Here is a 26,265-nt window from a genome sequence, read left to right on the forward strand (position 1 = left end):
CTGACCGGTCTGGCCTTCACGACTCGGCAATTTGCGACTTTTGCCGTCGGGCGCCACTTTGCAGAAAATCATAACCGATTGAAAATGCCACATAATATGTGGGCATCGGTTCGGCACGGCATTTGCGCTCTCACATTCGAGGCGTCACGCAAGAGTGGCGCGGTGAATTGCGGGAGAATATCGCATGACCTTGAGTGTCCACACCAATACCGCCGCGATGGTCGCGCTGCAAAACCTGAACAAGACCAATGATCAGATGGAAAATGTTCAGAACCGGATCAATACCGGGCTGAAGATTTCCGGCGCCAAGGACAATGCCGCCATCTACGCGGTTGCCCAGGGCATGCGTGCTGATATCGGCGCTCTGGACGCGGTTCAGACCGGTCTCAACCGGGCGACCACGATCGGCGATGTCGCTCTTGCCGCCGGCGAGACGATCTCCGACCTGTTGATCGAGATGCGCGAGAAGGCCACGGCGGCGATGGACCCCTCGCTCGATTCCTATTCCCGCCAGGCCTATGATTCCGACTTCAAGGCCCTGCTCGACCAGGTCCGGGTCATCATCGAAAATGCCGAGTTTGACGGCGCCAATCTGCTCGACGGTTCCGTGACCAACGGTGTCGAATTCCTGGCCGATGCCGACGCCGCCCGCACGGTGACGCTGAAGTCCCAGGATATGAGCATTGGCGGGGCCATCCTCACCATCCCGACAACGGCGAGCCTCGGCACGGCCACCCTGGCAACCTCGGTGATGGCAACGATCCAGGCCAGCCTCGACAACGTCAATCAGGCGCTGGCCGATCTGGGCTCGGACACCAAGAAGATCGAGGCGCATTCCGGCTTCGTCACCAAACTGGTGGATGCGCTTACCAAGGGGGTCGGCGGTCTGGTTGATGCCGACCTGGCCGTGGAGAGTGCGAACTTGCAGGCCTTGCAGGTCAAACAACAGCTTGGCGTCCAGGCCCTCTCGATCGCCAACTCGCAGCCGCAGATCATTCTCAACCTCTTCCAGTAGACTCGTTAGCCTGCCCCACCACGGCAGCCTTGCTGCGGAACGGCACCCCAAGCGGGTGCCGTTTTCGTTTGAGCGACTCGCGTCATGATGTGGCGTGCTTTGAGGACACCCCATGCCCAAACCCTTCCTGCCCTATGGCCGCCAGTCCATTGACGACAGTGATATCGAGGCTGTTGCCCGCGTCCTGCGCTCCGACTGGCTCACCACTGGGCCCGAAGTCGACGCCTTCGAGGCGGATTTTGCCGCGACGACCGGCGCCGGGCACGCGATTGCCTGCTCCAATGGCACGACCGCCCTGCATCTGGCGCTCGCAGGCCTGGATGTCGGACCGGGCGATGTCTGCATCGTGCCGGCGATCACCTTCATGGCGACGGCGAATGCCGCGATCTATTGCGGCGCGGATGTCGTGTTTGCCGATGTCGACGCGCAGACCGGCCTGATGACGCCGGATACGCTGCGTCAGGCCATCGGGCGCGTGTCAGGCGGGCGGCTGCAGGCGGTGCTGCCGGTGCACTTGGCAGGGCAGTGCGAAGACATGGCGGCGCTGCGGGAGATTGCGACGGCTGCCGGCGCCAAATTGGTCGAGGATGCCTGCCATGCGCTGGGCACAAGCTGGCGCGGGCAACCCGTTGGAGCGGGCGACAATTCCGATGCGGCCTGTTTCTCCTTTCACCCCGTCAAGACGATCGCGGCCGGCGAGGGCGGTATGGTGACGACCAATGATGCCGCGCTGGCCGCTCGACTGCGGCGGCTGCGCAGTCACGGCATCGAGCGCGATCCGGCGCGCATGGAACAGGGCCAGGACGAGCCCTGGTGGCATGAAATGCAGGAGCTGGGCTGGAATTACCGCCTGTGCGACGTGCAGGCGGCACTGGCGCGCTCGCAACTCTCACGGCTCGATGTGTTCGCCGCGAAGCGCAAGACGCTCGCAGCGGCGTATGACGCGGCTCTGGAGGGGCATCCCGTCATCGGCGCCCTGGCGCGGACGCCCGATTGCGATCCCTGCCTGCATCTTTATCCGGTGCGGATCGATTTTGTCGCTGCGGGCACGGATCGGGCCAGTGTGATGAACAGATTGCGGGACCGGGGTATCGGCTCGCAGGTCCATTATATCCCGGTACCGTCGCAGCCCTGGTATCGCCGGCGTTATGGCAATCAGACCCCGGCCGGTGCCGCGGCCTATTATCAGCGCACACTGAGCCTGCCGCTGTTTGCGGACATGGCGGAAGATGATCCGGAACGGGTGGTGGCCGCGCTCAATGATGTGCTTGGCGTCTAGCAGCTTTTCTTGCGAAACAGGGCCCAGGTGATGTCGTCGATGCCGGTGGTGCGTTGCCACAGGAAGCCATCGGCGGCGATCTCGAGATCGTCGAAACGGTCGAGAAAGAAGCCGCCGAAATCGCGCTTGAACAACAGGTCGTCGCGGCCCCGATAGGGGATGGATTCCGGCTTGGCCGAAAAGTATTCCGCAACAAGAAGCCAGCGATTGGACACCCGGTGCATTTCGTCGGCGACGGCGCCGAGATCGTCCGGATGGACGTGAATCAAGACACCGCAAGAGTACACCATGTCCATGCTGGCATCGTCGAAAGGCAGGTTCTGGCCGCCCGCATCATGCAGGTTCCCGGCGGGGAGGACCTTGTCGCGGATCAGTCTTTCCCGGGCCTTCGCGTTGGGCTCGACGGCGTGGAGCGAGGCGCCGGACAGCCGGTCGATCGATCGCAGGTTGAGGCCGATATTGCAGCCGACTTCCAGAATGCTCTCCGGCTCGGCGCCGTAAGTGCCCTTCAGCAATTCGGCCCACATCCGCGTGCGCATCCTGAGCACATCGGTCAGGGTTTCATTGCGGTCCACATATCGGTCGCCGAATTCGCCGCGCCAGGCGTCGAGCTGCGTGGTGTCGGTCATGCTTCATCTCCAGAGGCGCGCCAGTCGATCATGTCCATCGCCAGCGGATCACCACGCTTCAGGGCGCGAGAGGCGCGCCGGTCAATCACTGTATCCCAGAATTTCGGTGCCAGTCCGTGACCGGGCCGGATCGAGCGGACATTCTCCGCCGTCAGCGGCTCCCCGGCGGCGATATCGCGGACGACGTAGAGTGAGCGCCGCAAGGATACCGAGCCGCGTTCGCACCCGGCCAGTTCGTAGCGCACCGAGCCCAGTGCTGCGAAGGCGTTGTGGCAATCCTCGACCAGGCGTTTGAGCTCATCCGGCTCGAGCGAGAAGGAGCCATCGGGTCCGCCATCGCTGCGTGAGAGGGTGAAGTGTTTTTCGATCACCCGAGCACCCAAGGCCACGGCGGCGACGGCGCAGGCCGTGCCCGGCGTGTGGTCGCTCAGGCCGGCGACGGCGTGAAAGGCCTCGGCCAGATGCGGCACCGTGCGCAGATCGGCCTGGTCGATCGGGGCGGGGTAGGAGGAGAGGCAGTGCAGCAGTGCCAGCCCTTCGGCGCCGTTTTCGCGGGCCGTGCGGACGGCGTCATGGATCTCGGCCAGATTGGCCATGCCGGTCGACATGATCATCGGCTTGCCGGTGCGCGCCACGCGGGCGATCAGGGGCAGGTCGGTGATCTCGAAAGAAGCGATCTTGTAGGCGGGCGCGTCGAGCGATTCCAACAGGTCGACGGCCGTGTGGTCGAAGGGCGCCGAGAACAGCGGCACACCCAGTTCGCGCGCCCGGGCGAACAGCTCGCCATGCCATTCGAACGGTGTGTGGGCCTCGCTGTACAGGTCATGCAATGAGCGCCCGTCCCACAATCCGCCCTCGATCACAAAGCCGGGGCCGTCATGATCAATGGTGATGGTGTCGGCGGTATAGGTTTGGATCTTGATCGCATCGGCGCCGCAGGCCGCAGCCGCCTCGATCGACTCGATGGCGCGATCAATACGCCCGAGATGGTTGGCCGAGATTTCGGCAATCACCAGCGGTGGATGATCGGGCCCGACCGGGCGGCCGGCAAAATCGAATGTGGGATCGTTTGCGGTAGGCATGAGATTTCCCGGGCAGCGGCGTTGCGCATAGAGCGAATCACCAGTGAAGACTATGCCCGACACTCGGCCGCGAAACTTAATTTGCCGTTCGATCCGGGGCGGCGAGATCGTGGGCGCCAGTGCCGCGTGGGCAATCTTGATCCGGCGCCTCACCCACCAATCCGTCCTGCGCGATGCGTGGCAGGCGCATGACGGCGCTGGCGGGGCTGTCCCAGCCCAGGGGCAGCATGGCGAACAGCTTCGCCTTGTCCGCGGCGCGGTGTATCGGCAGAGAGGTCGTCTGGACGCGCGGCTGCAGGCCGCCGCAGACAATGTCGTCCCAATGCAGGGCAAACAGCTCCTCGATCTCCCGGCGCAGTCGCAGATAGCTTGATTTCAGGGTTTCGGTATCCGGGTCGAGTTCGACTTCGCGCTGCACCAGGATCGGCCCCGTATCCATGCCGGCATCAATGAGATGCAGCGTGACGCCCTTGGGCGTGTAGTCGACCCAGGACCAGAAATTGGGGTCGGCACCGCGATTGAAGGGCAGGAGGGAGATGTGGAGATTCACAATCCGGCCTGCGCACATTTCCAGTGCCGGGGACGCGATGAGACGCCGATAGCCGTAACTGATGATCCAGTCCGGGCGCAGGGCTTCAAATTCGGCTTCGCTCACCAGATCCGAACGCACGGTGACGCGATCGCCTCGCGCCTCGATCGGAGCGATCAGTGCGTCAGGATAGGGGGAGAGAATCAGGACGTGCATCGGGCCGACTCTGCTGGGCGGAGCTTAAGCAAGTCTTGTCAGTCGCGCATTCACGGGCGCCGGGCGATCAGGTCCAGCAAGGCCGTCGTGATGCGCTTGGCGCCCTGGCCGTCGCACAATCCGGCAGCCTTGCCCGACAGGTCCGCCAATTGCCGGGCCGAAACGCTGCGGAGCAGGGAGGGCAGTAGCGCCGTCACAGCTTCGGGCGATTCGATGGTCAGGGCTGCGCCTGCCCTTGCCATGGCCCGTGCCGCGGGCCGCTGGTTTTCGGCCAGCACAATGACGATGCTCGGCACGCCGAGGACGCAGCGTTCAAGGGCGCTGCCACCACCGGCACCAATCGCCAGGTCGGCGGCCATGACGCGCTCCGCCATGCGGTCGACATCGACAAGAATATTGAGGTTGGGGTCACCTTCGGCTGCTTGTTGCAAGCCGGGCAGGCTCGGCGCGCGTGGGCCGAGAATGACGTCGATGGTGACGGCTGGCAGGCAGGCGCGCACCAGAGCGACGATTTGCGCACTGATCCCGCCGACATCGGTCAGTCCCATCGACACGAGCACGCGTGACAATTCGCCATCGTCGCCGCGCCGGGCGAGCGAAGCTGCCCGCAAGCGGGCGAAGTCGGGCCGCAGCGGTGTCATGTCGGGGCCGAGCAGCAGGGTGGTGCCGGGCGGTACCCGCGCGGCATAATCGGAGGGCAGGAGGTCAAACCCCTGGTCGACCAACAGATCGCAATCATGGAGCCGTTCCGGAAGGTCCTCCAGCACCGCGATTACGGGCGCGATCCGGCGCATGCGGCTCTCGTCGGCGCGGGTTGATGAGTAGAGGTCAACGACAATCGCGTCGGCTTGGCCGTTCCATGCTTCGGGAAGGTCGAAATCAGCGGCGGACCGCGCGGTCATCACCGGGTGGCCGGAACGGGACAGGGCGGGAACCAGTTCGGCACTGCCCGGTGCGCAGGCAAAGGCAATGTTGGCTCCGCGGGCCTTGAGCGAGGCGGCCAGTGACAGGCAGCGCATGATATGCCCGCCGCCCAGCTCGGGGCGGGCATCGGCCCGGAACAGCACGTGGCAGGAACCAGCCGCGTCCGGCATCAGGCGGCGTTCGCTTCGCCTATCAGTTCGCGCAGCGACGGGCCGTCGAGTTGTTCGGCATTGTTGTCGGAGGAGTAGGACCAGCCATCGGGAACGCGGCGCGCGCCCTTGCTGACATAACGCGCCATCAGTTCGCCGGCATAGGCCGGCAGGATGGCGTAGCGGTCTTCCAGCTCGATGGTCGAGCGGGAATCGTCGGACGGCACCATGATCTCGTGCAGCTTCTCGCCGGGCCGGATGCCGATCACCTTGTGTGGCAGGCCGGGTGCGATGGTATGGGCGAGGTCGACCATGCTCATCGACGGGATTTTCGGCACGAAGACTTCGCCGCCCCGCGCCATGGCCAGGGTGGACAGCACGAAATTCACGCCCTGTTCGATGGTAATCCAGAAGCGCGTCATGCGCGGGTCGGTGATGGGGAGATGGTCGGTGCCGTCTTCCATCAGCTTGCGGAAGAAGGGAATGACCGAGCCGCGTGACCCGACCACATTGCCATAGCGCACGACCGAGAAGATCGGCCCGTCGGCGCCGCCCATATGCTGGCCGGCGGTGAAGATCTTGTCCGCTGCCAGTTTCGAGGCGCCATAGAGATTGATCGGGTTGGCAGCCTTGTCGGTGGACAGGGCGCAGACATGTTTGACGCCACACTTGATCGTGGCCCGCACGACGTTCTCGGCACCCATCACATTGGTCTTGATGCACTCGAACGGATTGTATTCGGCAATCGGCACATGCTTCAGCGCCGCCGCATGGATGACGATGTCGACGCCGCGCATGGCCTGTTCCAGGCGCGATTCATCGCGCACATCGCCAATGAAATAGCGCAGGAAGGAATATTGCTGCGGCGAGAATTCCTGAGCCATTTCGTACTGCTTCAGCTCGTCACGCGAGAAGATGATCAGTTTCTTCGGCTTGTATTCGCGGCAGATCGTCTCGACGAAGCGCTTGCCGAAGGAGCCGGTGCCGCCCGTGATGAGGACCGACTTCCCGTTGAGGTCGATGCGCGGTTCGCGGAAGGTACGGCTCATCACCATTTGCTCGAGAGCATCATCTTCGGTCGGGGTCTTGGCCATGTTATCGGGTCTCGCGATTCGCCTATTGCATACGACGCTGGAGTGGTGCGGTTAACGAGCCGTTAGGAGGGCGGCGCTGACACTGAATCAACCCTGTTTCATCGCGCGACTTACCGAGGCCGCTCATGACCCTCGCCATCATCATTCAGGCCCGTTTCGGCTCGACCCGCCTGCCGGGCAAAATCCTCAATCCGCTTGGGGAGAAAACGGCGCTGGCCCGGGTCCTCGATCGCTGCGCCCGCATAGGCGGGGCTGACCATGTCATCGCAGCTATCCCGGAAACCGACGCTGACGACGCCGTCGCCGAGGCGGCCCGCGAGTCAGGCTATGCGGTCAGCCGCGGCTCTGAAGATGACGTGCTGTCGCGTTATGCGAAGGCGGCGCGTGATTGCGGCGCCGAATATGTTATGCGCGTCACCAGCGATTGCCCGTTCATCGACCCGCAGATTTGCGAGCGCGTGATTGCCCTCTTGCAGGATACGCATGCCGACTATGCGTCCAACTCGATGCCGCCGCTCTTCCCGCATGGCCTGGACTGCGAGGTTTTTCCCGCCGTCCTGCTCTATCGCGCAGACCGCCTGGCACGCGAGCCGGGAGACCGGGAGCACGTCACGCCCTGGCTGCGGCAGCATCCGCACCTGAGCCATGCCAGTCTCACCGGACCCGGGCAGGGCCTGGAGCGATTGCGCTGGACGCTGGATTACGCCGAAGACCTCGAGTTTTTCCAGGCGGTTTATGCCGAGCTTGGCGAAGCGGCGGCGACGGCTTCGACGGCCGAGCTGGCTGCATTGTGCCTGCGCCGCCCGGACCTGGTGGCGATCAATGCCGGCCGGCTCGATCAGCGCCGTCTGGATGGTTGCGAACAGGCCGAGATCGTCAGCGCGCCCTACCGTTTTCGCGCCGCCGCCTGACCGGACGCCTTTGTCCCTTTCTGGCAAGACTTTCTTCGCACTCTGGGACTAGTTTGACGCTTTGGACCAAAGGGAATTCGCGTCGTGGCCGTTTACGGGTTGGATTCATCGGTATTGAGTAGCTGGTACCAGTCCAAGCTATACTCATCACAAGCCTCCAGTGCTGTGCCGCAGACCCGTTCCGCTGCCGAGACGGCGGCCGCGAATATCACCCCGCCCTGGGATGTCTCCAGCACGACCGGATCGATCGAAGAATTGCGGCGGGGCGTCCTGGCCAACGGCGCGTTTTTCAATCTCGAGGGCAGCGGGTTTTCCGATCTCGACGCGCCGGATGACTACAAGGCACTGTTCGATCTCTATGTCGGGCTCAAAACCTTGTCGGCGGTGGCCGAGAAGGCCATGGACAAGACCATTTCCGCGACTGACCGCAGCTTTCTCGACCGGCGTTTCGGCGAGGGCCTCTCGCAGCTGGATTCATTTTATGACTCGATGGATCTCGACGGGCTCACCCTGCTCAAGGGCGAGCAGGTGTCGAGTGCCGAGAGCGCGGTAGCGATCAGCCGTGGCGAGTCTGTCTATGTAACCGGCACCGTACACACCGGCGATTATGATGCCGAAGTGGCAAGCCTGACCGGGGACGTGCAGTTTACCGTCTCGGTGAAGAAAAACGGCATTACCCAGGATATCGCGATCAATCTGGCCGACATGGGCGCGACGACCCGCTCGCTCGACAATGTCGCCGACCACATCAATACCGCCCTCGATGCCGTCGGTGTGCTGACCCGCTTCTCCCGCGTCAAGATCGGCACGGCCGATGAGGACGGGGTGATTGCCGGCAGCGATTTCGGTTTCAAGATTGCCGGAATCTCGACCGAGGTTGTCAGCTTCAGTGCGGCCTCGGCCAGCCCTGCGATCTATCTGGCTGGGACGTCCGGCCTTAACGACAGCGCGGCCGGTCAGGTCGTGAAGCTGACCGATCTCGGCGCGGCGACGCCGACAACGGCCTTCTCGACGCGGCTCGAAGCCAATCCGGACACGAGCGAAGTCGCGATCGTCGGTGGTGAGGATGGCGAGACCCGCACCAAGGAAGAAACCAATCCGCTGGAGATCAAGGCCAGCGCCACCGCGATCGATGGCAGTGTTTTTGTCGTCGGCACCACGTCGGCCGCGCTGGGAGGCGCCGAGATCAAGGGCGAGCAGGACATGGTCCTCGCCAAGTACGACTCCACCGGCAAGATGGTGTGGAGCCGTGTGCTTGGTGCTGCCGCCGATGCCGAAGCGACCAGTGTCGCCGTTGATGACAGCGGCAATGTCGTCGTCGCCGGTGTCGTCGAAGGTGGGCTGGGCACGACCACGGATGTGGGCGGTACGGACAGTTTTGTCGCCAAGTACAATGCCAATGGTGTCGAGCAGTGGCTGTCGCGTTTCGGCGGCACCGGAAATGATCAGCCCAATGCCGTCGCCATCGCCAGCGATGGCACGATCTATGTTGCCGGCAAGGCCGCCTCGGCCTTCGGGGGTGCCAGCCATCTCGGCGGAGCCACGGACGGCTATTTGCGCGCAATCGATTCCAGCGGCACGACCCTGTCGACCACGCGTCTCGGCGATGTCGGCGAGGAAGCGGTGTCGGCGATTACCATGGCCTCGGACGGCAATCTGATCGTTGCCAGCCAGGAAGACGGCGTCGGCGTGATCCGCAAGTTCGACACGAGCGACCTGGCGGCCGGACCGCTCTGGACGCAGTCGCTTGGCGATCTTGGTGCCGGGCGTATCGGCGATATCGCCGTGGACGGCAGCAATATCTATATCGCCGGTTCGGCCAGCGCAGCCTTCGCGCCGAGCGCGCCGCTCAATGCCTATTCCGGCGGTGAGCGCGATGCCTTCCTGGTCAAGCTGACTGACGGCGCTGCGGCGACGGTCGATTACACGACCTTCCTCGGCTCCGACAAGGACGAGACCGCCAATGCCATCACGCTTGATGGCGACAAGGTCTATCTCGCCGGCAAGACGACCGGTTCCCTGCCGGGCCAGAGCCTGATCGGTGAGCGCGATGCCTTTGCCGCCAGTTTCAATGCCGCCGACGGCGCGTTGGACTGGGCTGTGCAGCTGAGCGGGCGCAACGGTGTCAGTGAGGCCACCGGCGTCTCTGTCGTTGCAGGCGGTGATTCCGTGCTGGACGCCCTCGGCCTGCCCGCCGGGGCGCTGACCTATTCGGACAGCCGCGTTATCACCGACCGGACCGCTGCTCGCGATGGCGACTTCTTCTATATTTCGGTCAATGGCGGGCGCCGCGAGAAGATCTCGGTCGATAGCGATGACACGATGCGTTCGCTGACCTTCAAGATCAATGCAGCCCTGGTCCTCGACGGCACCGCCGATGTCCGCCGGGTCAGCAATGGCGATGCCCTGCGTATCGCGCCGAAGGAAGGCTCGACGATCGAACTCTTCGCCGGCTCGGAGGGCCGCGACCTGCTCAAGGCCTTGGGGATGGAACCCGGTGCGATCGTGAAGAAGGCTTCGGTCCTCGATACCGACGGTTCGGCCGATGCGCCGCCCCTGTTCGCGATGGATCTGCCTTCATTGCTGAACCTGACCGACAAGGACACGGCCAAGACCGCCTTCGATGCGATCAGCCATGCCATGACGATCGTGCAGCGCGCCTATCGCGAGCTGACGACGCCCGCGGCGTTGAAGAATTTGCTCAAGGATGGCCCCGGCAAGACCGGTGGCACGGTTCCGGCCTATCTGACCAAGCAATTGGCGAACTACACGGCCGGACTCGAGCGGCTGGGCAGTGCGACGACCAGTAGCGGATATTTCTAGGACGGGCAGGCCACCGGCGTGACCGCCGCAGCCGCGGGCCGGGCCTGAACGGCGTTAGGCCGTCTGGTTCAGGGCGATGGAGACATGGCCTGTGCGCTGGGGGCGTTGTGCCGCTCCGGGCCCATAGCCATTGCCCGTATTGCGTTGGCGGGCTGCCTCGTCGGCAATCGCGCGCACCACACCCTCAGTAATGATCTTCATCGCGGTGACCGCGCGTGAATTCTCGGCCAGCGCGGCGTGGAAACTTTCGGTGACCTGGCGCAGCGCCTGCTTTGCGGCCGGCGAGGCGCCGGCAAAGCGCGAGGGTTCGGCGCGGGCGCGGGCGACTTCGGCGCGATAGATGTTGGCCAGCTTGGACTTTTCATCCTGCAGCGCGACCGCGTCCTGGGGGCGCCGGCGCTGGAACATGCGGGTTTCGCTCTGGATGAGTTCGGTCAGGCGGGCCGTCAGCCGCAGCAGGGCCTCGGCGCGCTCATTCCCGTTTCTGGCTGCAAGTTCGGTCATTCGCTGTCTCCACCCTCTGCGCCGCCCTGGCCGTCGGCCGCTTCCTGGTAGCGCAGGATTTCCGAGGTCAGGCGATCCGACAAGCCAAGCCCGCCCGACTGCGCCATCACCTTGGCATATTCCTCGTTGAGCATGCCGCGAAAGGCATTGGCGCCTGGGCCGCCACCGAAAGGATCGTTCTCGCCGACCTGGGCGAACATCGCTTCCATCATTTGCGCCAGGAAGACCGATTCAAAGTCCTCGGCAGCCGCGCGGGCGGCCTCCGGCGTGGTGCCCGCTGTCTGGGCCGTGACGCCACTCGAGCGCGATGCGCTGAGCGCCTGGTTGAGTTGAAGGTCGAGCAAGCCTTCCATTACAGCACCTCGATTTCTGCCTGCAGCGCACCGGCTGCCTTGATGGATTGCAGGATGGTGATCATGTCGCGCGGCGTGACGCCGAGAGCGTTGAGCCCGTCGACCAGCTCGCTGAGCGAGACGCCGCCATCAAGGACGCCCAGCTGGGTATTGTCCTCGGCGACCGAGACGTCGGTGCGCGGCAGGACCACGGTCTCGCCGTCGGAGAAGGGGGCCGGCTGGCTCGCGATCGGGCTTTCGCGGACGGTAATCGTCAGATTGCCCTGGGCGATGGCCACGGTAGAGACGCGGACATTCTCGCCCATCACGATGGTGCCGGTATTCTCGTCGATGATGATGCGCGCCGGCTGGTCGGGCTGGACGCGCAATTGTTCGATCTCCGAAAGCAGGTCGATCATGTCGCCATTGTAGGAGGCCAGACGGGTCAGCTCGACGGTCGACGGGTTGGTCGCCCGTGCCGCCTCGGCACCCATGAAGGCATTGATGACATCGGCCATGCGGCGGGCGGTGGTGAAGTCGGGATTGCGCAGCGACAGCCGCAGCGAGGTGCGGTTGGCGATTTCCTGCCATGGATCCATGCCGGTGCCGTCGAACGGGTTTTCCACCAGCGCGCCATTGGCGATGCGGCCGCTGGTCGGAACGCCGCGGGTCACCGAGGCTGCGTCGCCGCCGGCAGAGAAGCCGCCAATGGTCAGTGTGCCCTGGCCGACGGCCCAGGCACGGCCATGGCTGTCGAAAAGGGGCGTGCCGATGAGCGTGCCGCCCTGCAGGCTGCCTGCATCGCCGATCGCCGAGACGGTGACATCAATGCGCGAACCCTGGGACGAAAAGGCCGGCAGGGTGGCGGTCACCATCACAGCGGCGATATTGCGGGTGTTGAGGCTGGCGTCGCGGGTGTTGACGTTGAAGTGTTCAAGCATCGCGTTGAGCGATTGATTGGTGAAGCTGGAATTGCGCAGCGAGTCGCCGGTGCCGTCGAGGCCGACCACAAGGCCGTAACCGACCAGGTGATTGTCGCGGACATCCTCCACATCAACCATGTCCTTGATTCGGGACGAGGCGAGGGCAGGCGCCGACATCAGGCAGGCGGTCAGCAGGGCGATGAACAGACGCATTTTGCAGTCTCCGGAATGATACGCTCAGTGCATTGCGAAGCCTGTGCCAGTTGCCATTCGAGGGTATATAAAATTATGCGCGTAAAATCAGCATGTTGGCGGTCGGCAATTCCCGAGGCGAGGCGGCAAATGTGACCGGTTGCGACAATCGCCGGGCAGGATTTGCCGGGCTGGGGTGGCGGGTTAAGCCTCTGTTAACGGCGGCGGCGCATCCCTGATGGTAGTCCAACAGGAAGCGATTCTCGTCATGAAAGTCACCGGCCCACGCTCAGCGAGCTCAGTATCATCCAGCAAACGGACCTCCGGATCCCGCGCCGGTGGTGACAGCTTCACGCTGGAACAGGCCGCGCAATCCGCCTCTGCGATGGCCACCGCGCCGATGTCGGGGATCAATTCCGTGGATGCCATTCTGGCACTGCAATCGGTTGGCGACTTCACCGAGGCGCGCAAGCAGGCGACCGGCCGTGCCATGAACCTGCTGGACGTGCTCGACGAACTCAAACTTTCCCTGCTCGAAGGCGGCCTGCCGAAAGCCAAGCTGGTTGCGCTGATGGATCTGCTGCAGACGCGGCGCGACGACACCAATGATGCCGGGCTTGAAGCGGCGCTCGATGAAGTCGAGATCAGGGCCGCTGTGGAACTCGCCAAATTCGGCTGATTGCGTCACCGCCTCCGGCAGCCGCTGACACCATTCCGTCAAACTGGTCAGATATTTGCTAGTGGTCCGTTCCGGGCCAACAGCGTCACCGCGTTGACTTGCCGAACACCGTGCATATGCTCCGCCCGCTTTCTGGGGGAGCGCCTGTTGGCTGTTAAAATTGAGTAGAGGGCGATGATGGAATCCGAACCGATCGAACTCCCCGCGGGCTATATGCCCAGCGACGACGAGCCGTTCATGAATGAGCGGCAGAAGGAATATTTCCGTCTGAAATTGCTCGCGTGGAAGGAAGACATCCTCCGCGAGAGCAAGTCGACGCTGACCAATTTGCAGGAAGACATGGGCGCCTTGCCCGATATCGCCGACCGTGCCTCGACTGAAACCGACCGTTCGCTCGAACTGCGCGCCCGCGACCGCCAGCGCAAGCTCATCTCCAAGATCGACAGCGCCCTGCGCCGTATTGAGGATGACAGTTACGGCTATTGCGAAGAGACCGGAGAGCCCATCAGCCTGGCCCGTCTCGATGCCCGCCCGGTCGCCACGCTCAGCCTCGAGGCGCAGGAGCGCCACGAGCGCAAGGAACGCGTCCACCGCGACGACTGACCGGCCCCAAGCCTTCCATTTTCTCCCAAAAAAAGGGCCGCCACGAGTAGTCGTGACGGCCCAGATGTGCCCGATGGTGGCGGGATTTCGTCCTAGAACGGCATCAGGATATTGTAGAGTTCCTGACCATAGCTGGGGCGCTGGACTTCCGAGAGATGTCCGCGTCCGCCGTAGGAAATTCTGGCTTCGGCAATCTGGGTGTGACTGATCGTGTTGTCCGACCCGATATCCTGTGGACGCGCGATGCCGCTGATGAGCAATTCACGCACTTCATTATTGACCCTCACTTCCTGACGCCCGGCCAGCACCAGATTCCCGTTGGGCAGAACCTGGGTGACAATGGCGGCGATCGTCAGCGAGATCGATTCGCCGCGATTGACTGTTCCGGTGCCGGAGGTCGAGGAGCTGGATCCGAGGCTCGTCAGCGAGGACGGGTCGATACTGTCATTGAAGAAGCCGGTCAGATCGATCCCGAAGAATTCGGTGAGGTCGGCATCTTCCGCGGCGGTGCGTGAGCGGCTGGTCGTGTTGTTCAGCTGGGCGCTGTCGGAAATGTCGATATTGACCGTCAGGATATCGCCGATGCGTGCGGCGCGCGGGTCACCGAAAAAGGTCGGCGAGTTGGCGCTCCACAGCGAGTTGGTCTGGGTGGCCGGCAGACGGCCCGGCATGACGGGCATCGGAATTTGAGACGGTCCGGTACCGGCCAGCACGGCCGGGTTCTCGATGGGGGTCATCGGCGGGGTCTGCCCGACCTGTGACAGGCGCGTGGTGGCACCACAGGCCTGCAGGGCGAGTGAGGCGACGACGATGGCGGCGATTTTGCGGATCATGATGTTCTCCCGAACCTAGAAGCTGGCGGCAGGGCTGGCGAAGACGCGGGCGCGGCCGGGGCCGTCCACCATGGCTTCAACAGTGCGGTTGGATTGCAGATTGACGAAGCGGGCAAGCTCGCCGTCGGCGGCATTTTCCATGGCGCGGGCGCGAACGCTGAGCTGGATGCCACGGGCCTCGAACATCAGGGTGACCAGATCGCCTCGATTGACGAGGATGGTCTCCTGCAGGTCATAGCCACGCAGGGGTTCGCTGGCGCGCAGGGCGCGGCGGGCCTGGTGACCGATGATGGCGTCGGGGTCGAGCACCGAGTCCGGACGGATCCGGTCACTGCGCAGGGATACCCAGCGAATATTGTCGTTGCGGACGACGTCACCGGCAGCGACGGGCTGGACCAGGACCGGAATGTCGATGGTCTCGAAGGCGCGGCCCGTTACGCGGACCGGCTCGGCGCCGTCATAGGGCGTGATGTCGGCGCTGAGCATGCCCGAACGCGGATCGTAGTTGATGGAATCGATCTGTGGCCCGCCGATCGTGTCGACCGGTGCGTGCAGGGCAAGGTTGGAATTGGCCAGCTGGACTTCGTGCTGGCCTCCCTCGCGGGCAAACAGTTCGCCCTCGATCATGCCGGTCAGTTCGCCGGCATCAACGACGCGGCTGGCCCGGGAGACCGTCAGGCGCAGCAGGCCGGAGGCGTTGGCCCAGTCGAGCTCGTGATCGGCGGCAATACGGCTGACATAATTGACGTCGAGCGCGACCCGCGAACCGGGCGCCGGTGAACGGGCCACCACGGTCGCCGCTTCCGGTCCGTTGAACTCGAACAGATCGCCCAACGTGATTTGCGGGCCTTCGACGACCAGCGTTTCGCGCAGGAAGACGGGTTCTGATGCGAGGGCCGGTGCCGTGGTGAGGCAGGCGAGGGCAATGAGGCTTGCGCGGATCATCTATCGGTCCTCCTAGCGAAGGTTCGAGGTGGCGGACATCATTTCGTCGGACGCGGTAATGACGCGGGCATTCATTTCATAGGCGCGCTGGGCCTGGATCAGCGAGGTGATTTCGGTCACCGCATTGACGTTGGAGGCCTCGACAAAACCCTGCATGACATAGCCATAGCCCGGCGAACTCGGTGTGCCGGTGGCGGCAGAGCCGGAGGCGGCGGACTCGAGGAAGAGGTTGTTGCCGATCGCTTCCAGGCCGGCATCATTATTGAAGGTCGAAAGCTCGAGCTGGCCGACCGTCTGCGGATCGGTCTGGCCGTCGATCAACGCCTGGACCTGGCCCTGCTCGTTGATGGCAACGCTGCGGGCGCCTTCGGGGATGACGATGCCGGGCGCGACGGTATAGCCATCGGCGGTCACGATCTCGCCTTCCGGGCTGACGGCGAAGCTGCCGGCACGGGTATAGGCGTCATTGCCATCGGGCATCTCGATACGGAAATAGCCGTCGCCATTGATCGCCAGATCGAACGGGTTGCCGGTATTGGCCAGCGAGCCTTGCTCGGTGATGCGATAGATCGAGGCGGTCTGGACGCCGAGCCCGACCTGGATCCCTGTGGGGACAATGGTGCCGGCGTCGGAGGAGCTGATGCCCATCTGCTGGACATTCTGGTAGAGAAGGTCCTGGAACTCGGCCCGCTGACGTTTGAACCCGGTGGTGTTCATGTTGGCGAGATTGTTCGAGATCACCTCGACATTGAGCTGTTGGGCCTGCATGCCGGTGGCTGCTGTCATGAGAGAGCGCATATCGGTTCTCTTTCCTCTTAGACTTTGCCGAGGCGCTCAATGGCGCGGCGGTTGATGTCTTCGGTTTGTTCGATGAATTTCGACACAGACTGGTAGCTGCGCATCACGCTCATCATGTCGGTCATTTCGACCACGGGCTGGACGTTGGATGCCTCGACAAAACCTTGTCTGACGGTTGGGGCGAAGGCCGCCTCCGGTGTATTTCTGCCATCGGCATTGTCGGTCTGGACGTAGCGGCCACTGCCCTGTTTCGACAGGCCTGCCAGATTGGTGACCTCGAACACGCCGAGCCGGGCGACTTCGATGCCGTCCTGCATGACGGCGCCGCCTTCGGTGATGGTGGTGCTGGTAGCCGATGGGTCGAGCACGATCGGGCTGCGGCTGACGGCATCAAGTACCGGTGCGCCGTCATGGGCCGCAAGCTGACCATTGTTGTCGAGATGGAAGCGGCCATCGCGGGTGTATTGCTCGGCGCCATTCACCTCGACGGCAAAAAAGCCGTCGCCGTCAATCGCGACATCGAGGGGCCGGCCGGTGGCTTCCAGCGCACCTTGGCGGAAATCGCGGCCCATGCCCCAGACATCGACATATTGGAGGTCGGTGGGGCCGTCGGCCTGTTGGGCCGTCGGGGCAGCGATGTTCTCGATCAAAAGTGATTCGACCTTGAAGCCCGCCGTATTGGCGTTGGCGATGTTGTTTGCGACCACATCCATCGCCTGGCGCAGGGCCATTTGGCGCGAAAGGCCGATCATCAGGGCATTATCCATGGGCATATTCCATTCTGGATGCCGAAGTTCGCCACGGTCTGCGGCGTCAGCCACATCCATTGCATCCGGCGTGCCAAGGTTAATATCTGGCGAAATCAATGGCTTGGTGCGGGTAGTGGCATCAGGGTCCCGCCATGCAGGGGCAAACCTGTCCGGGCAACTGGGCAGGAATTGCCGGTTCAGGCGCCAAGGCTACGGAGTGTTAACCGCGCTGGCCGTTAATCATGGAAAGCGATTCCCTTGCTGGAGACCGTCATGGCCGACGAAGCCGACCAAAATGAAGATGAAGACGGCGGCGAAGCCAAAGCCAAGCCGAAAATGGGCATGCTCAAACTGGGCCTGTTCATTGGATTGCCTGCAATCATCCTGCTGCTGGCCGGCGTGGCCGGCTTCATGATGTTTGCTGGTGGCGGCGGTGATGAAGCTGTCATGGAAGCGGTGCTCGACGAACACGGACAGCCCGTGCTCGACTCGCATGGCCAGCCCGTGATGGCGGCAGCGGCCGGTGCGCACGGTGCGCCGGAACCGGAGCACGAGGCGCAGGCCTATTACTTCCCGCTGCGCGATGCCGATGGTGCCGAGGATCCGATCATCACCAATATCCGTTCGGTCGATGGCCGCCCGGTAACGGTGATGCTGAAGATCACGCTGGAATCCTCAAACCCGGACTTCGGTCAGGTCGTCGATGCCCACATCGATCCGATCATGGACCAGTTCATCATGTTCCTGCGCGAACTGCGTGAGGACGATCTCTACGGCTCGGCGGGAATGCACCGGGTACGTCTGGAACTGTTGCGGCGCGTGAACCTGGCAATCGAGCCTGAATACGCTGATGCCGTGCTGATCCAGGAATTCATGATTGTCGATTAGGACCGAACTGCATGTCTGACGATATGGACCAAGATGCGCTCGCTGCCGAATGGGAAGCGATGGCCGAGGACGGCGACGACCTCGACCTGGCTTCCGAATGGGAGGCCATGGTTGGCGGCGATGACGATTCATCGGACATGCCCCAGAATGGCGGCGCGGCTGAACGCATCCTCAACCAGGACGAGATCGACAGCCTGCTCGGCTTTTCGCTCTCCGATGATGATGCGGCCGACAAGTCGGGTATCCGCGCCATCATCAATTCGGCACTCGTCTCCTATGAGCGGCTGCCGATGCTGGAGATCGTGTTCGACCGGCTGGTCCGGTTGATGACAACGAGCCTGCGCAATTTCACCTCGGACAATGTCGAGGTCAGCCTCGACAATATTTCCTCGATCCGTTTCGGCGACTATCTCAACTCGATCCCGCTGCCGGCCATCCTGGCCGTCTTCCGCGCCAAACAGCTCGACAATTACGGTCTGCTGACCGTCGACTCCAACCTGATCTATTCCATCGTCGACGTGCTGCTCGGCGGCCGCCGCGGTACCTCTGCCATGCGCATCGAGGGCCGGCCCTACACCACGATCGAGCGCATGCTCGTGCAGCGGATGATTGAAGTCGTGCTCGGCGATGCCAAGCAGGCTTTCCAGCCTCTCACAGAGGTCGATTTCGATCTCGAGCGCGTCGAGACCAATCCGCGCTTTGCCGCCATCGCCCGGCCGGCCAATGCCGCCATCCTGGTCAAGCTGCGCATCGATATGGAAGACCGCGGCGGGCGCATCGAGCTGCTCTTGCCCTATGCGACGCTCGAGCCGATCCGGAAAATGCTGCTGCAGCAATTCATGGGTGAGAAATTCGGTCGCGACAATATCTGGGAAGGCCACCTGGCCACCGAGTTGTGGTCGACCAAGATGGAAGTTCACGCCGTGCTCGACGAGCAGCGTGTGACGCTGGGCCGGGTGATGGATCTCAAGGTTGGCGACACGCTCTTCCTTGATGCCTCTCCGACCAGTGAAGTGGAATTGCGTTGCGGCAATGTGCCGTTGACGCGTGGCCGTATGGGCCGACTCGGACATAGCGTAGCCCTGCGCCTGAGCGGTCCGCTCTCGCCGGTAGCCAAAAAAGCAATGATGAGGTTCGCATGACGCTCGCAGGTTTGGTTTTCGAGGCACTTGTCGCCGGTTTGTTGCTGGTGGCCGTGGTCATGTGCTGGCGGGTCGATCGCCGTCTGAATGCGCTCAAGCGCGGCCAGGACGGCGTCCGCGAAGGCGTTATCGCGCTTAACGAAGCCACGGACCGTGCGCGTGCCAGCCTGGCCGCGCTCGAGCGGGCGACGACGGAGTCCGGCGAAGTCTTGCAGGCCCGTGTGCTCGAGGCACGCGGGCTGGCCGAGGAGCTGCGTCTGATGACCGGCCATGCCGACCGCACCGCCGACACGATTTCGCGCCGGCCGCAACGCCGCCGCGCTTCGGAAATCTTTCCCGAGGGTGCCGGCTCGTCCGTCATCAACGGCCTCAAGGATGTGAGATAGTCCGTGATGCGTGAACCCATGCGCCTGCTTGCTGTCCTCGCTATTCTGATGGGCGGCCTGTTCGCCCTCAAGGCGATTTCCGTCGCCAACGGCGCTGCCGACTGGTGGCAGGCCCATGCCACGACGATGGAGCAGCAGGGATCCGGCGATGCACCGGCCAGTGGGCATGACGATCCTGAGCCGGAGGCCGCAGCGCCGATCAGTCTGGGTACCGGCACGCCACCGGAGCCGGTGCCCGCCCCCGCGAGCAGCGCGTCTGACGAATTCGCCGCCCGGATCGCCAATGGCGTCCGCACCGCCGATGAGGAGCGGGTGATCTACCGCCTGCGCGAGCGTTCCGTCGAACTCGACCGCCGCGAAAGCGAGCTGGAAACGCGCGAAGCCCTGATGCTGGCCATGGAACAACGCGTCGATGCGAAGATCGGGGAACTCAATGAATTGCGCGCCCAGATCGAGAGCCTCGCCGGCGATCTGACCGAGCGTGAGTCGGAAGACATGAATGTCATCGTTTCCTGGTATGCCGCCATGGACGCCGGCGATGCCGCGACGCGGATTTCCAGCCTCGATCTGGATACCCAGTTGCAGATTGCCTCGCGCATGTCGCAACGGACCTTTGGCGGCATTCTCGCTGAAATGACGCCGCCGGCGGCGGCCAGCCTCACCGAGCGCATGGCCGCGCGCAGCAATCTTCCTGATACCGTGGCCGAGCTGGAGGCGCGGATTGCCGAAGGCGGCTAGACATATCGGCTCCCTGTCCGGTCTGGCGCTCGCCTGTCTGCTGAGCTCGACCGCCCTGGCCCAGACGTTCGGTGATGTCCGTGTCGAGCGCAGTGGCGCAACTGCGCGCATTGTTATCGATTACGATGACGAGGTCGGGGATGCGTCCGCGACGGCCGCTGTTGAATATTCTGTCCTGATCGTCCGTCTGGGCGAGGCCTTGCAGGCCGATGTCTCGTCACTGGCTGACGAGATCGGTGCGCTGGCAGCCCGGGCGCGGCTCGACGCCGACGGCGCGACCTTGCGCATCGCCCTGACAGGGCCGGTCGAGACCCATATTACCAGCAGCTATGACCAGGTGGCGATCGATCTCGCTCCGCCGGGCACGCCGGCACTGGCGCCGATCATCTCGCCGCGCGAACAGGCCGAGCGCGACGCCGCGGCGCGGGCCGCCGAAATTGCCGCCAACGCGCCAGTGGGGCCGCCACCGATCGATCCGGTGCCGGTACAGTATCGCGTTGGCCAGACCACTGAATATACAAGGCTGGAGCTGATCTGGCCGCATGCTGTTCCGTTTGAGCTCAGCCAGAACGGCGATGTCGCCGAATTGCGCTTCAGCGAACCTGCGGAGATTGCGCTCGGCCGTCTCACCGGCTCGCCGCCGAATTTCCTGCGCACGGCATCGCAGGAACGCGATGGCAATGACTGGACCCTGCGGCTGGAGCTCGAGCCCGGCGTTCAGGCGCGAGCCTGGACCGATGGTGCGCGGGTGAATATTGACCTGCCGGACCCGGCGGCTGCCGACGCGGCCGCTCTGCTGGCGCAAATGGCCAGCTTCGGCACGCCGGCTGACGCACCGTCCGCGCCGGCCCCTGCCGAGCCCGAACACGAAGACACTCATCCTGCCGCGACTGATACCGGACCGACTGACCCGCTGACACAAGCCGCCGATGCCGGCCCGGCGCGAATTGCGCCGACGGGTGAAGTGCCGCTCATGCAGGTCGCAGAATCTGTGACACCTGCCGCGACCCTCGACCCGGTGCCGGAAAATGGCATCGTCGAGGTGAGCCTTGCCGTCGCGAATGGCGATCTGCGGGCTGAGTTTCCCTGGGCTGCTCCGGTTGGCGCGGCGATCTTTCGGCGTGGCGATGCAATCTGGATCGTGTTCGATGCGGCAGCGGCACTGCAGCTGGGTCAGTTCCCGCAGGGACCCCACGCGCATGTCCGCGATTATGAAGTTCTCCAGGGCGCTGATTACTCCGCGGTGCGGCTGGTCACCTCCGGGGTCACCCAGGCCGAGGCCCGCATTGATGGCGGACGCTGGATCATTGTGTTCAGCGACCGGATCGATGCCCCGCCACGCCCGGTCCAGATCCGCCGCGATGCCCGCCGCGACCGGCCGGGCCGTATTCTGATCGGGCTCGAGGGCGCGCACGCCATCCGCTGGGTTCCTGACCCTGTGGTCGGCGACCGCATTGCCGTGGTGACCGCGACCGGCCCGGTTCAGGGGCTGATCTCGCGGCGCGATTTTGTCGGCGGGGCGTTGTTGCCGTCGGCTCATGGCGGCGCTGTGGAAGTTGTGGCCGAGGATCTGGAACTTGATTTGATCGGTGCCGGCGCCGCGATCGGCCGTCCGGGTGGCCTCGATTTGACGCCGGCCGGCGGGCCGCTCAGCGCGAGCGGTGCCAATGCCGCCGCCCTGGCTTCGCCAGCGATGATGCATTTTGCCGAATGGCGGGGCGAGGGGCCCTTCACCCCGGCCTGGAATGCACGCCTGCGGCAGTCCGCTCTCGAGGACAGCTCCGAGAGCCGTATCGCCCTGGCGCGCTTCCTGCTGGCGCGCAATATGGCGCCGGAAGCGCTGGGCATGCTCGATTTTGCCATCGACCGCGAGCCACAGCTTGCCAATGATTCCCAGGTGCGCGCGCTGCAGGCGGTCGCCTCCTACCAGATGCACCGTCTCGACGATGCGGCCAACTATCTCGCCGATCCCTCATTGCTGCTCGATCCGGCGGCCGATCTGTGGCGCGGCATGGTCGCTGTCGGGCTGGAACGCTGGCCGGACGCGCGCCGGCGCCTGCTGGCCGGCCAGGCCGTGGCCGGCAGCTATCCGCCGGAATGGCAGGCCCGTTTCGCGGTGGCCCAGGCACGGGCCGCGCTCGAACTGGGTGATATCGCTGCCGCCCAGGATTATCTCTACCGCGTCGATGCGGGTGAGCCCGATGCCCGCACCCGGCTGGACGCCGCCTATATTGCGGCGCGCGTGGAAGCGGAAATGGGCAATCCGGATGAAGCCATCCGCCGTTTCGAAAACCTCGCCGAGTCCGGCGTGCCTCCGCTTGAGGCGCAGGCCCTGTACGAACTCTACCGGCTGGAAGTCGCCGATGGACGCATTACCCGCGAAGAGGCGATCGACGGGCTTGAAAACCTTCGCTTCCGCTGGCGCGGCGACACGATCGAACTTGATACCGTGCGCCTGCTGGGCGAGCTCTATGTGCAGTCGGGCAGTTTCGCGCGCGGCCTGCAGACCATGAGTACGGCGCAATCGCGTTTCCCCGAGACCGAGGCCGGACGCCGGATCGGCGAGGACATGGTTTCGATCTTTCGCCGCCTCTTCCTTGATGGCGAAGCCGACCGGATGGATCCGGTTGAGGCCGTCGCGATCTTCTATCAGTACCAGCACCTTGCCCCGATCGGGTCCGATGGCGACCGCATGATCCGGCGGCTGGCCGACCGCCTGATTGCCTTTGATCTGCTGGGCCCGGCGTCAGAACTGCTGCAGCACCAGGTCGGTTGTCATCGCATCAGTGAGGGCACTGATTGCACCTACCGCCTGCGCGAGCCGACGGCGCGGGCGCGTGTCGCCACCGATCTCGCCGTGGTTTACCTGATGGACCATCGCTACGAGGACGCCCTCAATACCATCCGTAGCTCACGCGTGGCCGGTCTGCCCGAAACACTGGTCGACGAGCGCTATCTGCTCGAGGCCCGCGCGCTGTCCGAACTTGGCCGTCACGAGCAGGCGCTGGAACTGATCCAGGATGACCAGTCGCCGGCTGCCGCCCGCTTGCGGGCCGATGTGACCTGGGCCCAGCGCGACTGGCCCAATACAGGCCGCCGCCTGGAGGCGCTCCTCGGTAACCGCTATCTCGATCCGGCACCGCTGACCCCGTCGGAACAATCCGATCTGGTTCGCGCGGCCATTGCCTATTCCATGTCGGGAGACCGCGCCGCTGCGGGCCGGCTCGGCCGCCGTTACGGCGAAGCGATGTCGACCACCGAAGGGGGCGCCGCGTTCGAGGTCCTGACCGATGATGATATCCCGCCGGGTAATGTCCGTTTCTCGGATCTGGCGGCGCGGATTGCCAGCATCGACACGCTCGATGCCTTCATGGAACCCTTCCGGGCCCGCTTCAATAATGGCAGTGGACCGGCCTGATCAATGCGAGGGAAGGTCTGCGGGCAATAGCCTCGGATTCCCTGATGCCGGCGGTCAGCCGTTCGTCACCCGATTGTGCCGAAACTCTGCACCAATGCCCCGGTCACCAGTCGCCAGCCATCGACCAGCACGAAGAAGATCAGCTTGAACGGCAGTGAGATCACCACTGGCGGCAGCATCATCATGCCCATGGACATCAGGATCGAGGCGACGACCAGGTCGATCACCAGGAAGGGGATGAAGAGCAGGAAGCCGATCTCGAAGGCACGGCGCAGTTCGGAGATCATGAAGGCCGGCGCGACAACGAAGAATGAGGCGTCGGCCGGGGTCTCGGGCACTTCCTCCTGGGACATGCCGATGAACAGGCCGAGATCATCCTCGCGGGTATGCATCAGCATGAAGGTCTTTACGGGCCCGGTGGTGAGATCGAAGGCTTCCGTGAGCTCGATCTCGTTGTTCAGCAGGGGTTCGATGCCCTCATTGTAGGACTGGGTGAAGACCGGGGCCATGATGAAGGCCGTCAGGAAGATGGCGAGGCTGACGAGGACCGCATTGGGCGGGCTCTGCTGCAGGCCCAGCCCGGTGCGCAGGAGTGACAGCACCACGGTGATGCGCACGAAACTGGTCGTCATGATGACGATGGAGGGCGCCAGCGACAGGATGGTCATCAAGGCGACGAGCTGCAGCACGCGCTCGGTCAGACCGCCTTCGGTTCCGGTGTCGAGTGTGATCGACTGGGCCTGGGCACCGCCGCCAAACAGCAGGGCGGCGCCGATGGCAAACAGGGCGAGATAGAGCCAGAACGCCTTTTTCATGTCCCGGTATCCCCGTGATCCAGTGGTGTTTCGGCCGGCAGGTCATGGCTGGCCAGAATGGTCTCTCGCTCGGCGCCCAGCAGAACAATGTGTTCGCGGTTATCGCTGCGGATGATCACGACGCGGCGGCGTGGATCGACGATCAGCGTCTCGCGGATCTCGAGGCGGCGGGTGGTCGCCGTCAGGCCTCGCAGGCCGGTGATGCCCCTGAGGATCCAGCCACGCTGCACCGCATAGCCAAACAGTCCCATCGCGCCGAGCAGGCCCAGCAGGACCATCAGCGCGAGCAGGTATTGGTTCCAATCGATGATATCGTTCATGGACAGGGCCGCGTGTCGCTTCCCTTCGCCTTGTGGGCCGATGCGGTTAAGCCAGCGTTAACCGTGCGGGCGCAGCCTGAACTCCAATCACAAAGCGATTCGCCATGCGACCCGATGACGTGCCCGTACTGGGGCTTTTGAAGCAATCAATGAGTTTCCACGCCCAGCGCCAGCGGGTGATCGCGGAGAATGTCGCCAACGCCAACACGCCCGGCTATGTCGCCCAGGACCTCGATCAGAACGAGTTCCAGCGCGTGCTCCAGGATCAGTTGCAGGCGCGCTCCGCTGCCAGCTCATCGGCCCGCAACGGTCCGAGCGTACCGGCACTGAGTTCGCCGACGCGGCAGTGGCAATCGCAGGATGCCCCGGACTCCGAGACCACGGTCAATGGCAATTCGGTCGTGCTCGAGGAACAGATGATCCGGGCCAATGAAAACCGCCTGGAATACGAGAGCGCCTTGAGCCTCTACCAGAAGAGCCTGAGCATGATCCGCACGGCGATCCGCCAGGCCGGACGATAAGTGAGAGATTGAATCATGGGAAACGCTTCAGACGCAATGCAGGTTTCGGCCTCGGGCATGCGAGCCCAGGCGGCCCGGATGCGGATCATTTCCGAGAACATCGCCAATGCCGACTCGACCGCTCGCGAAGCGGGCGGTGATCCCTATCAGCGCCAGATCCCGGTCTTCGATACCGAGCTTGATCGCGCCACGGGGATCAATCGTGTGCGCATGACCGATGTCGCCCAGGACAATTCCGATTTCACCCTCGAATTCGATCCGGGCCATCCGGCCGCCGACGAGGATGGCTATGTCCGCACCTCGAACGTCAACATGCTGGTCGAAATGATGGATATGCGCGAGGCGATGCGCACCTATGAGGCCAATCTGAACATGATTGAAAACAGCCGCAGCATGCAGGAGCGTGCGCTTGATCTTCTGCGCCGCTAGCGCACAACGCTCAGAACGAGTTTGAAGGAGCCATTGCATGGCAGCCGATCTTACCGGAGTACAGGCCTACCAGGCCGCTATCCGTTCCGCCCAGAATGTCGCCGGTGGCAGCGACAAGGCCGAGTCGCCGGAATTCGATTTTGGCAATCTGGTCGCCGACGCCATCAACCAGACCTCTGGCGCGCTGGGCAATGCCGAGCAGCTGACCGCCGCGTCGGCCACCGGCCAGGCCGAGATGATCGATGTTGCGACAGCCGTTTCGGCCGCCGAGATTTCGCTGGAAACCATGGTCGCAGTCCGCGATGAAGTGGTTCGCGCCTACCAGGAAATCCTGCGCATGCCGATGTAGGCTCGCCGCAGCGACCACCAACAAAAAGGGTTTCCCGAGCCTATCGGCGG

The 26,265-nt window shown here is 63.8% G+C and carries 28 protein-coding genes; 14 read left to right on the forward strand and 14 right to left on the reverse strand.

Annotated elements, in window-relative coordinates:
* The first annotated feature begins 184 nt into the window (after positions 1-184).
* Positions 185-1,015 (forward strand): flagellin, encoded by an 831-nt coding sequence (locus tag ACN0YF_RS04965; protein ID WP_417482176.1) that lies wholly within the window; start codon positions 185-187, stop codon positions 1,013-1,015.
* Between the two features lie 112 nt (positions 1,016-1,127).
* The gene (gene pseC, locus ACN0YF_RS04970; protein WP_417493564.1) at positions 1,128-2,294 is read left to right on the forward strand and encodes a UDP-4-amino-4,6-dideoxy-N-acetyl-beta-L-altrosamine transaminase; all 1,167 of its coding nucleotides are present in this window, start codon (positions 1,128-1,130) and stop codon (positions 2,292-2,294) included.
* On the opposite strand, the gene ACN0YF_RS04975 is transcribed toward pseC, so the two are convergent.
* The 5 genes from ACN0YF_RS04975 to pseB form a co-directional block, all read right to left on the reverse strand.
* Complete coding sequence (locus tag ACN0YF_RS04975; protein ID WP_417493565.1) at positions 2,291-2,923, reverse strand: pseudaminic acid biosynthesis-associated methylase; 633 nt, start codon at positions 2,921-2,923, stop codon at positions 2,291-2,293. The genes pseC and ACN0YF_RS04975 overlap by 4 nt on opposite strands.
* Positions 2,920-4,005 carry a pseudaminic acid synthase gene (gene pseI / locus ACN0YF_RS04980; RefSeq protein WP_417493566.1) on the reverse strand — a complete coding sequence of 362 codons (1,086 nt, stop codon included), beginning with the start codon at positions 4,003-4,005 and terminating at the stop codon, positions 2,920-2,922. The genes ACN0YF_RS04975 and pseI overlap by 4 nt, the downstream gene beginning before the upstream one ends.
* A 76-nt stretch (positions 4,006-4,081) precedes the next feature.
* A complete protein-coding gene (locus ACN0YF_RS04985; RefSeq protein ID WP_417493567.1) occupies positions 4,082-4,750 on the reverse strand; it encodes a formyltransferase family protein in 669 nt (222 codons plus the stop codon).
* A 50-nt stretch (positions 4,751-4,800) separates the two neighbouring features.
* Complete coding sequence (gene pseG / locus ACN0YF_RS04990; protein WP_417493568.1) at positions 4,801-5,844, reverse strand: UDP-2,4-diacetamido-2,4,6-trideoxy-beta-L-altropyranose hydrolase; 1,044 nt, start codon at positions 5,842-5,844, stop codon at positions 4,801-4,803.
* The gene (gene pseB / locus ACN0YF_RS04995) at positions 5,844-6,917 is read right to left on the reverse strand and encodes a UDP-N-acetylglucosamine 4,6-dehydratase (inverting) (RefSeq protein WP_417493569.1); all 1,074 of its coding nucleotides are present in this window, start codon (positions 6,915-6,917) and stop codon (positions 5,844-5,846) included. The genes pseG and pseB overlap by 1 nt, the downstream gene beginning before the upstream one ends.
* 125 nt (positions 6,918-7,042) lie before the next feature.
* Between pseB and ACN0YF_RS05000 the strand changes: the two genes are divergently transcribed.
* Both ACN0YF_RS05000 and ACN0YF_RS05005 read left to right on the forward strand, forming a co-directional pair.
* The gene (locus tag ACN0YF_RS05000) at positions 7,043-7,828 is read left to right on the forward strand and encodes a cytidylyltransferase domain-containing protein (protein ID WP_417493570.1); all 786 of its coding nucleotides are present in this window, start codon (positions 7,043-7,045) and stop codon (positions 7,826-7,828) included.
* A 165-nt stretch (positions 7,829-7,993) separates the two neighbouring features.
* The gene (locus ACN0YF_RS05005) at positions 7,994-10,651 is read left to right on the forward strand and encodes a hypothetical protein (RefSeq protein ID WP_417493571.1); all 2,658 of its coding nucleotides are present in this window, start codon (positions 7,994-7,996) and stop codon (positions 10,649-10,651) included.
* Positions 10,652-10,705: 54 nt separating this feature from the next.
* Here the strand turns inward: ACN0YF_RS05005 and ACN0YF_RS05010 are convergent, their stop codons facing one another.
* The 3 genes from ACN0YF_RS05010 to ACN0YF_RS05020 are packed head-to-tail and all read right to left on the reverse strand — an operon-like array spanning position 10,706 to position 12,623.
* Positions 10,706-11,155 (reverse strand): flagellar basal-body protein FlbY, encoded by a 450-nt coding sequence (locus ACN0YF_RS05010; RefSeq protein ID WP_417482167.1) that lies wholly within the window; start codon positions 11,153-11,155, stop codon positions 10,706-10,708.
* Positions 11,152-11,508 carry a rod-binding protein gene (locus ACN0YF_RS05015; protein ID WP_417493572.1) on the reverse strand — a complete coding sequence of 119 codons (357 nt, stop codon included), beginning with the start codon at positions 11,506-11,508 and terminating at the stop codon, positions 11,152-11,154. Before ACN0YF_RS05015 ends, ACN0YF_RS05010 begins: the two co-directional genes overlap by 4 nt.
* On the reverse strand, positions 11,508-12,623 hold the full coding sequence (locus ACN0YF_RS05020) for a flagellar basal body P-ring protein FlgI (protein WP_417482165.1): 1,116 nt from the start codon (positions 12,621-12,623) through the stop codon (positions 11,508-11,510). The genes ACN0YF_RS05015 and ACN0YF_RS05020 overlap by 1 nt, the downstream gene beginning before the upstream one ends.
* Positions 12,624-12,840: 217 nt before the next feature.
* Here ACN0YF_RS05020 and ACN0YF_RS05025 point away from each other — a divergent pair, with 217 nt between their 5' ends.
* Positions 12,841-13,281, forward strand: a complete 441-nt coding sequence (locus ACN0YF_RS05025) for a flagellar assembly protein FliX (RefSeq protein WP_417493573.1) — start codon at positions 12,841-12,843, stop codon at positions 13,279-13,281.
* A gap of 174 nt (positions 13,282-13,455) precedes the next feature.
* On the forward strand, positions 13,456-13,884 hold the full coding sequence (dksA, locus tag ACN0YF_RS05030; protein ID WP_417470038.1) for an RNA polymerase-binding protein DksA: 429 nt from the start codon (positions 13,456-13,458) through the stop codon (positions 13,882-13,884).
* A 92-nt stretch (positions 13,885-13,976) separates the two neighbouring features.
* Here dksA and flgH read toward each other — a convergent pair whose 3' ends face one another.
* The 4 genes from flgH to flgF are packed head-to-tail and all read right to left on the reverse strand — an operon-like array spanning position 13,977 to position 17,227.
* Positions 13,977-14,717, reverse strand: a complete 741-nt coding sequence (gene flgH, locus ACN0YF_RS05035) for a flagellar basal body L-ring protein FlgH (protein WP_417482163.1) — start codon at positions 14,715-14,717, stop codon at positions 13,977-13,979.
* 15 nt (positions 14,718-14,732) lie between these two features.
* Entirely contained in the window at positions 14,733-15,662 is a 930-nt protein-coding gene (gene flgA / locus ACN0YF_RS05040) for a flagellar basal body P-ring formation chaperone FlgA (protein WP_417493574.1), read from the reverse strand.
* A 12-nt stretch (positions 15,663-15,674) separates the two neighbouring features.
* A complete protein-coding gene (gene flgG, locus ACN0YF_RS05045) occupies positions 15,675-16,460 on the reverse strand; it encodes a flagellar basal-body rod protein FlgG (RefSeq protein WP_417482161.1) in 786 nt (261 codons plus the stop codon).
* A gap of 17 nt (positions 16,461-16,477) precedes the next feature.
* Positions 16,478-17,227, reverse strand: a complete 750-nt coding sequence (gene flgF, locus ACN0YF_RS05050) for a flagellar basal-body rod protein FlgF (RefSeq protein ID WP_417482160.1) — start codon at positions 17,225-17,227, stop codon at positions 16,478-16,480.
* 255 nt (positions 17,228-17,482) lie between these two features.
* Here flgF and ACN0YF_RS05055 point away from each other — a divergent pair, with 255 nt between their 5' ends.
* From ACN0YF_RS05055 to ACN0YF_RS05075, 5 genes are read left to right on the forward strand one after another with little or no spacing between them, the layout of a single operon-like run.
* Positions 17,483-18,097 (forward strand): flagellar basal body-associated FliL family protein, encoded by a 615-nt coding sequence (locus ACN0YF_RS05055; RefSeq protein ID WP_417482159.1) that lies wholly within the window; start codon positions 17,483-17,485, stop codon positions 18,095-18,097.
* An 11-nt stretch (positions 18,098-18,108) separates the two neighbouring features.
* Positions 18,109-19,239, forward strand: coding sequence for a flagellar motor switch protein FliM (gene fliM / locus ACN0YF_RS05060; RefSeq protein ID WP_417482158.1), 1,131 nt, complete (start codon positions 18,109-18,111; stop codon positions 19,237-19,239).
* Positions 19,236-19,625, forward strand: a complete 390-nt coding sequence (locus ACN0YF_RS05065; protein WP_417482157.1) for a DUF6468 domain-containing protein — start codon at positions 19,236-19,238, stop codon at positions 19,623-19,625. The genes fliM and ACN0YF_RS05065 overlap by 4 nt, the downstream gene beginning before the upstream one ends.
* Positions 19,626-19,631: 6 nt before the next feature.
* Positions 19,632-20,363 carry a MotE family protein gene (locus tag ACN0YF_RS05070; RefSeq protein WP_417482156.1) on the forward strand — a complete coding sequence of 244 codons (732 nt, stop codon included), beginning with the start codon at positions 19,632-19,634 and terminating at the stop codon, positions 20,361-20,363.
* Complete coding sequence (locus ACN0YF_RS05075) at positions 20,347-23,781, forward strand: tetratricopeptide repeat protein (protein ID WP_417493575.1); 3,435 nt, start codon at positions 20,347-20,349, stop codon at positions 23,779-23,781. The genes ACN0YF_RS05070 and ACN0YF_RS05075 overlap by 17 nt, the downstream gene beginning before the upstream one ends.
* Before the next feature lie 65 nt (positions 23,782-23,846).
* Here the strand turns inward: ACN0YF_RS05075 and fliP are convergent, their stop codons facing one another.
* Both fliP and ACN0YF_RS05085 read right to left on the reverse strand, forming a co-directional pair.
* Complete coding sequence (gene fliP / locus ACN0YF_RS05080; RefSeq protein ID WP_417482154.1) at positions 23,847-24,596, reverse strand: flagellar type III secretion system pore protein FliP; 750 nt, start codon at positions 24,594-24,596, stop codon at positions 23,847-23,849.
* Positions 24,593-24,916, reverse strand: coding sequence for a flagellar biosynthetic protein FliO (locus tag ACN0YF_RS05085; protein WP_417482153.1), 324 nt, complete (start codon positions 24,914-24,916; stop codon positions 24,593-24,595). The genes fliP and ACN0YF_RS05085 overlap by 4 nt, the downstream gene beginning before the upstream one ends.
* Positions 24,917-25,020: 104 nt before the next feature.
* Between ACN0YF_RS05085 and flgB the strand changes: the two genes are divergently transcribed.
* From flgB to fliE, 3 genes are read left to right on the forward strand one after another with little or no spacing between them, the layout of a single operon-like run.
* Positions 25,021-25,437, forward strand: a complete 417-nt coding sequence (flgB, locus tag ACN0YF_RS05090; RefSeq protein WP_417493576.1) for a flagellar basal body rod protein FlgB — start codon at positions 25,021-25,023, stop codon at positions 25,435-25,437.
* Positions 25,438-25,452: 15 nt separating this feature from the next.
* Positions 25,453-25,866 (forward strand): flagellar basal body rod protein FlgC, encoded by a 414-nt coding sequence (flgC, locus tag ACN0YF_RS05095; RefSeq protein ID WP_417482151.1) that lies wholly within the window; start codon positions 25,453-25,455, stop codon positions 25,864-25,866.
* A gap of 37 nt (positions 25,867-25,903) precedes the next feature.
* Positions 25,904-26,215 (forward strand): flagellar hook-basal body complex protein FliE, encoded by a 312-nt coding sequence (gene fliE, locus ACN0YF_RS05100; RefSeq protein ID WP_417482150.1) that lies wholly within the window; start codon positions 25,904-25,906, stop codon positions 26,213-26,215.
* The last annotated feature ends 50 nt before the right edge of the window (positions 26,216-26,265 follow it).

The sequence above is a fragment of the Maricaulis sp. genome (assembly GCF_048270265.1).
Classification (GTDB): Bacteria; Pseudomonadota; Alphaproteobacteria; order Caulobacterales; family Maricaulaceae; genus Maricaulis.

What these genes read in the sequence shown, in the direction of transcription:
- flgH (WP_417482163.1), bottom strand. Translation starts at nt 14,717, where the DNA reads ATGATCCGCAAAATCGCCGCCATCGTCGTCGCCTCACTCGCCCTGCAG.
- ACN0YF_RS05055 (WP_417482159.1), top strand. Translation starts at nt 17,483, where the DNA reads ATGGCCGACGAAGCCGACCAAAATGAAGATGAAGACGGCGGCGAAGCC.
- ACN0YF_RS05010 (WP_417482167.1), bottom strand. Translation starts at nt 11,155, where the DNA reads ATGACCGAACTTGCAGCCAGAAACGGGAATGAGCGCGCCGAGGCCCTG.
- ACN0YF_RS05065 (WP_417482157.1), top strand. Translation starts at nt 19,236, where the DNA reads ATGACGCTCGCAGGTTTGGTTTTCGAGGCACTTGTCGCCGGTTTGTTG.
- dksA (WP_417470038.1), top strand. Translation starts at nt 13,456, where the DNA reads ATGATGGAATCCGAACCGATCGAACTCCCCGCGGGCTATATGCCCAGC.
- ACN0YF_RS05020 (WP_417482165.1), bottom strand. Translation starts at nt 12,623, where the DNA reads ATGCGTCTGTTCATCGCCCTGCTGACCGCCTGCCTGATGTCGGCGCCT.
- ACN0YF_RS04985 (WP_417493567.1), bottom strand. Translation starts at nt 4,750, where the DNA reads ATGCACGTCCTGATTCTCTCCCCCTATCCTGACGCACTGATCGCTCCG.
- ACN0YF_RS04965 (WP_417482176.1), top strand. Translation starts at nt 185, where the DNA reads ATGACCTTGAGTGTCCACACCAATACCGCCGCGATGGTCGCGCTGCAA.
- flgG (WP_417482161.1), bottom strand. Translation starts at nt 16,460, where the DNA reads ATGCGCTCTCTCATGACAGCAGCCACCGGCATGCAGGCCCAACAGCTC.
- ACN0YF_RS05085 (WP_417482153.1), bottom strand. Translation starts at nt 24,916, where the DNA reads ATGAACGATATCATCGATTGGAACCAATACCTGCTCGCGCTGATGGTC.
- fliP (WP_417482154.1), bottom strand. Translation starts at nt 24,596, where the DNA reads ATGAAAAAGGCGTTCTGGCTCTATCTCGCCCTGTTTGCCATCGGCGCC.
- ACN0YF_RS05025 (WP_417493573.1), top strand. Translation starts at nt 12,841, where the DNA reads ATGGTAGTCCAACAGGAAGCGATTCTCGTCATGAAAGTCACCGGCCCA.
- pseI (WP_417493566.1), bottom strand. Translation starts at nt 4,005, where the DNA reads ATGCCTACCGCAAACGATCCCACATTCGATTTTGCCGGCCGCCCGGTC.
- ACN0YF_RS04975 (WP_417493565.1), bottom strand. Translation starts at nt 2,923, where the DNA reads ATGACCGACACCACGCAGCTCGACGCCTGGCGCGGCGAATTCGGCGAC.
- flgB (WP_417493576.1), top strand. Translation starts at nt 25,021, where the DNA reads ATGCGACCCGATGACGTGCCCGTACTGGGGCTTTTGAAGCAATCAATG.
- pseG (WP_417493568.1), bottom strand. Translation starts at nt 5,844, where the DNA reads ATGCCGGACGCGGCTGGTTCCTGCCACGTGCTGTTCCGGGCCGATGCC.
- fliM (WP_417482158.1), top strand. Translation starts at nt 18,109, where the DNA reads ATGTCTGACGATATGGACCAAGATGCGCTCGCTGCCGAATGGGAAGCG.
- flgA (WP_417493574.1), bottom strand. Translation starts at nt 15,662, where the DNA reads ATGATCCGCGCAAGCCTCATTGCCCTCGCCTGCCTCACCACGGCACCG.
- fliE (WP_417482150.1), top strand. Translation starts at nt 25,904, where the DNA reads ATGGCAGCCGATCTTACCGGAGTACAGGCCTACCAGGCCGCTATCCGT.
- pseC (WP_417493564.1), top strand. Translation starts at nt 1,128, where the DNA reads ATGCCCAAACCCTTCCTGCCCTATGGCCGCCAGTCCATTGACGACAGT.
- flgF (WP_417482160.1), bottom strand. Translation starts at nt 17,227, where the DNA reads ATGGATAATGCCCTGATGATCGGCCTTTCGCGCCAAATGGCCCTGCGC.
- ACN0YF_RS05015 (WP_417493572.1), bottom strand. Translation starts at nt 11,508, where the DNA reads ATGGAAGGCTTGCTCGACCTTCAACTCAACCAGGCGCTCAGCGCATCG.
- ACN0YF_RS05000 (WP_417493570.1), top strand. Translation starts at nt 7,043, where the DNA reads ATGACCCTCGCCATCATCATTCAGGCCCGTTTCGGCTCGACCCGCCTG.
- flgC (WP_417482151.1), top strand. Translation starts at nt 25,453, where the DNA reads ATGGGAAACGCTTCAGACGCAATGCAGGTTTCGGCCTCGGGCATGCGA.
- pseB (WP_417493569.1), bottom strand. Translation starts at nt 6,917, where the DNA reads ATGGCCAAGACCCCGACCGAAGATGATGCTCTCGAGCAAATGGTGATG.
- ACN0YF_RS05070 (WP_417482156.1), top strand. Translation starts at nt 19,632, where the DNA reads ATGCGTGAACCCATGCGCCTGCTTGCTGTCCTCGCTATTCTGATGGGC.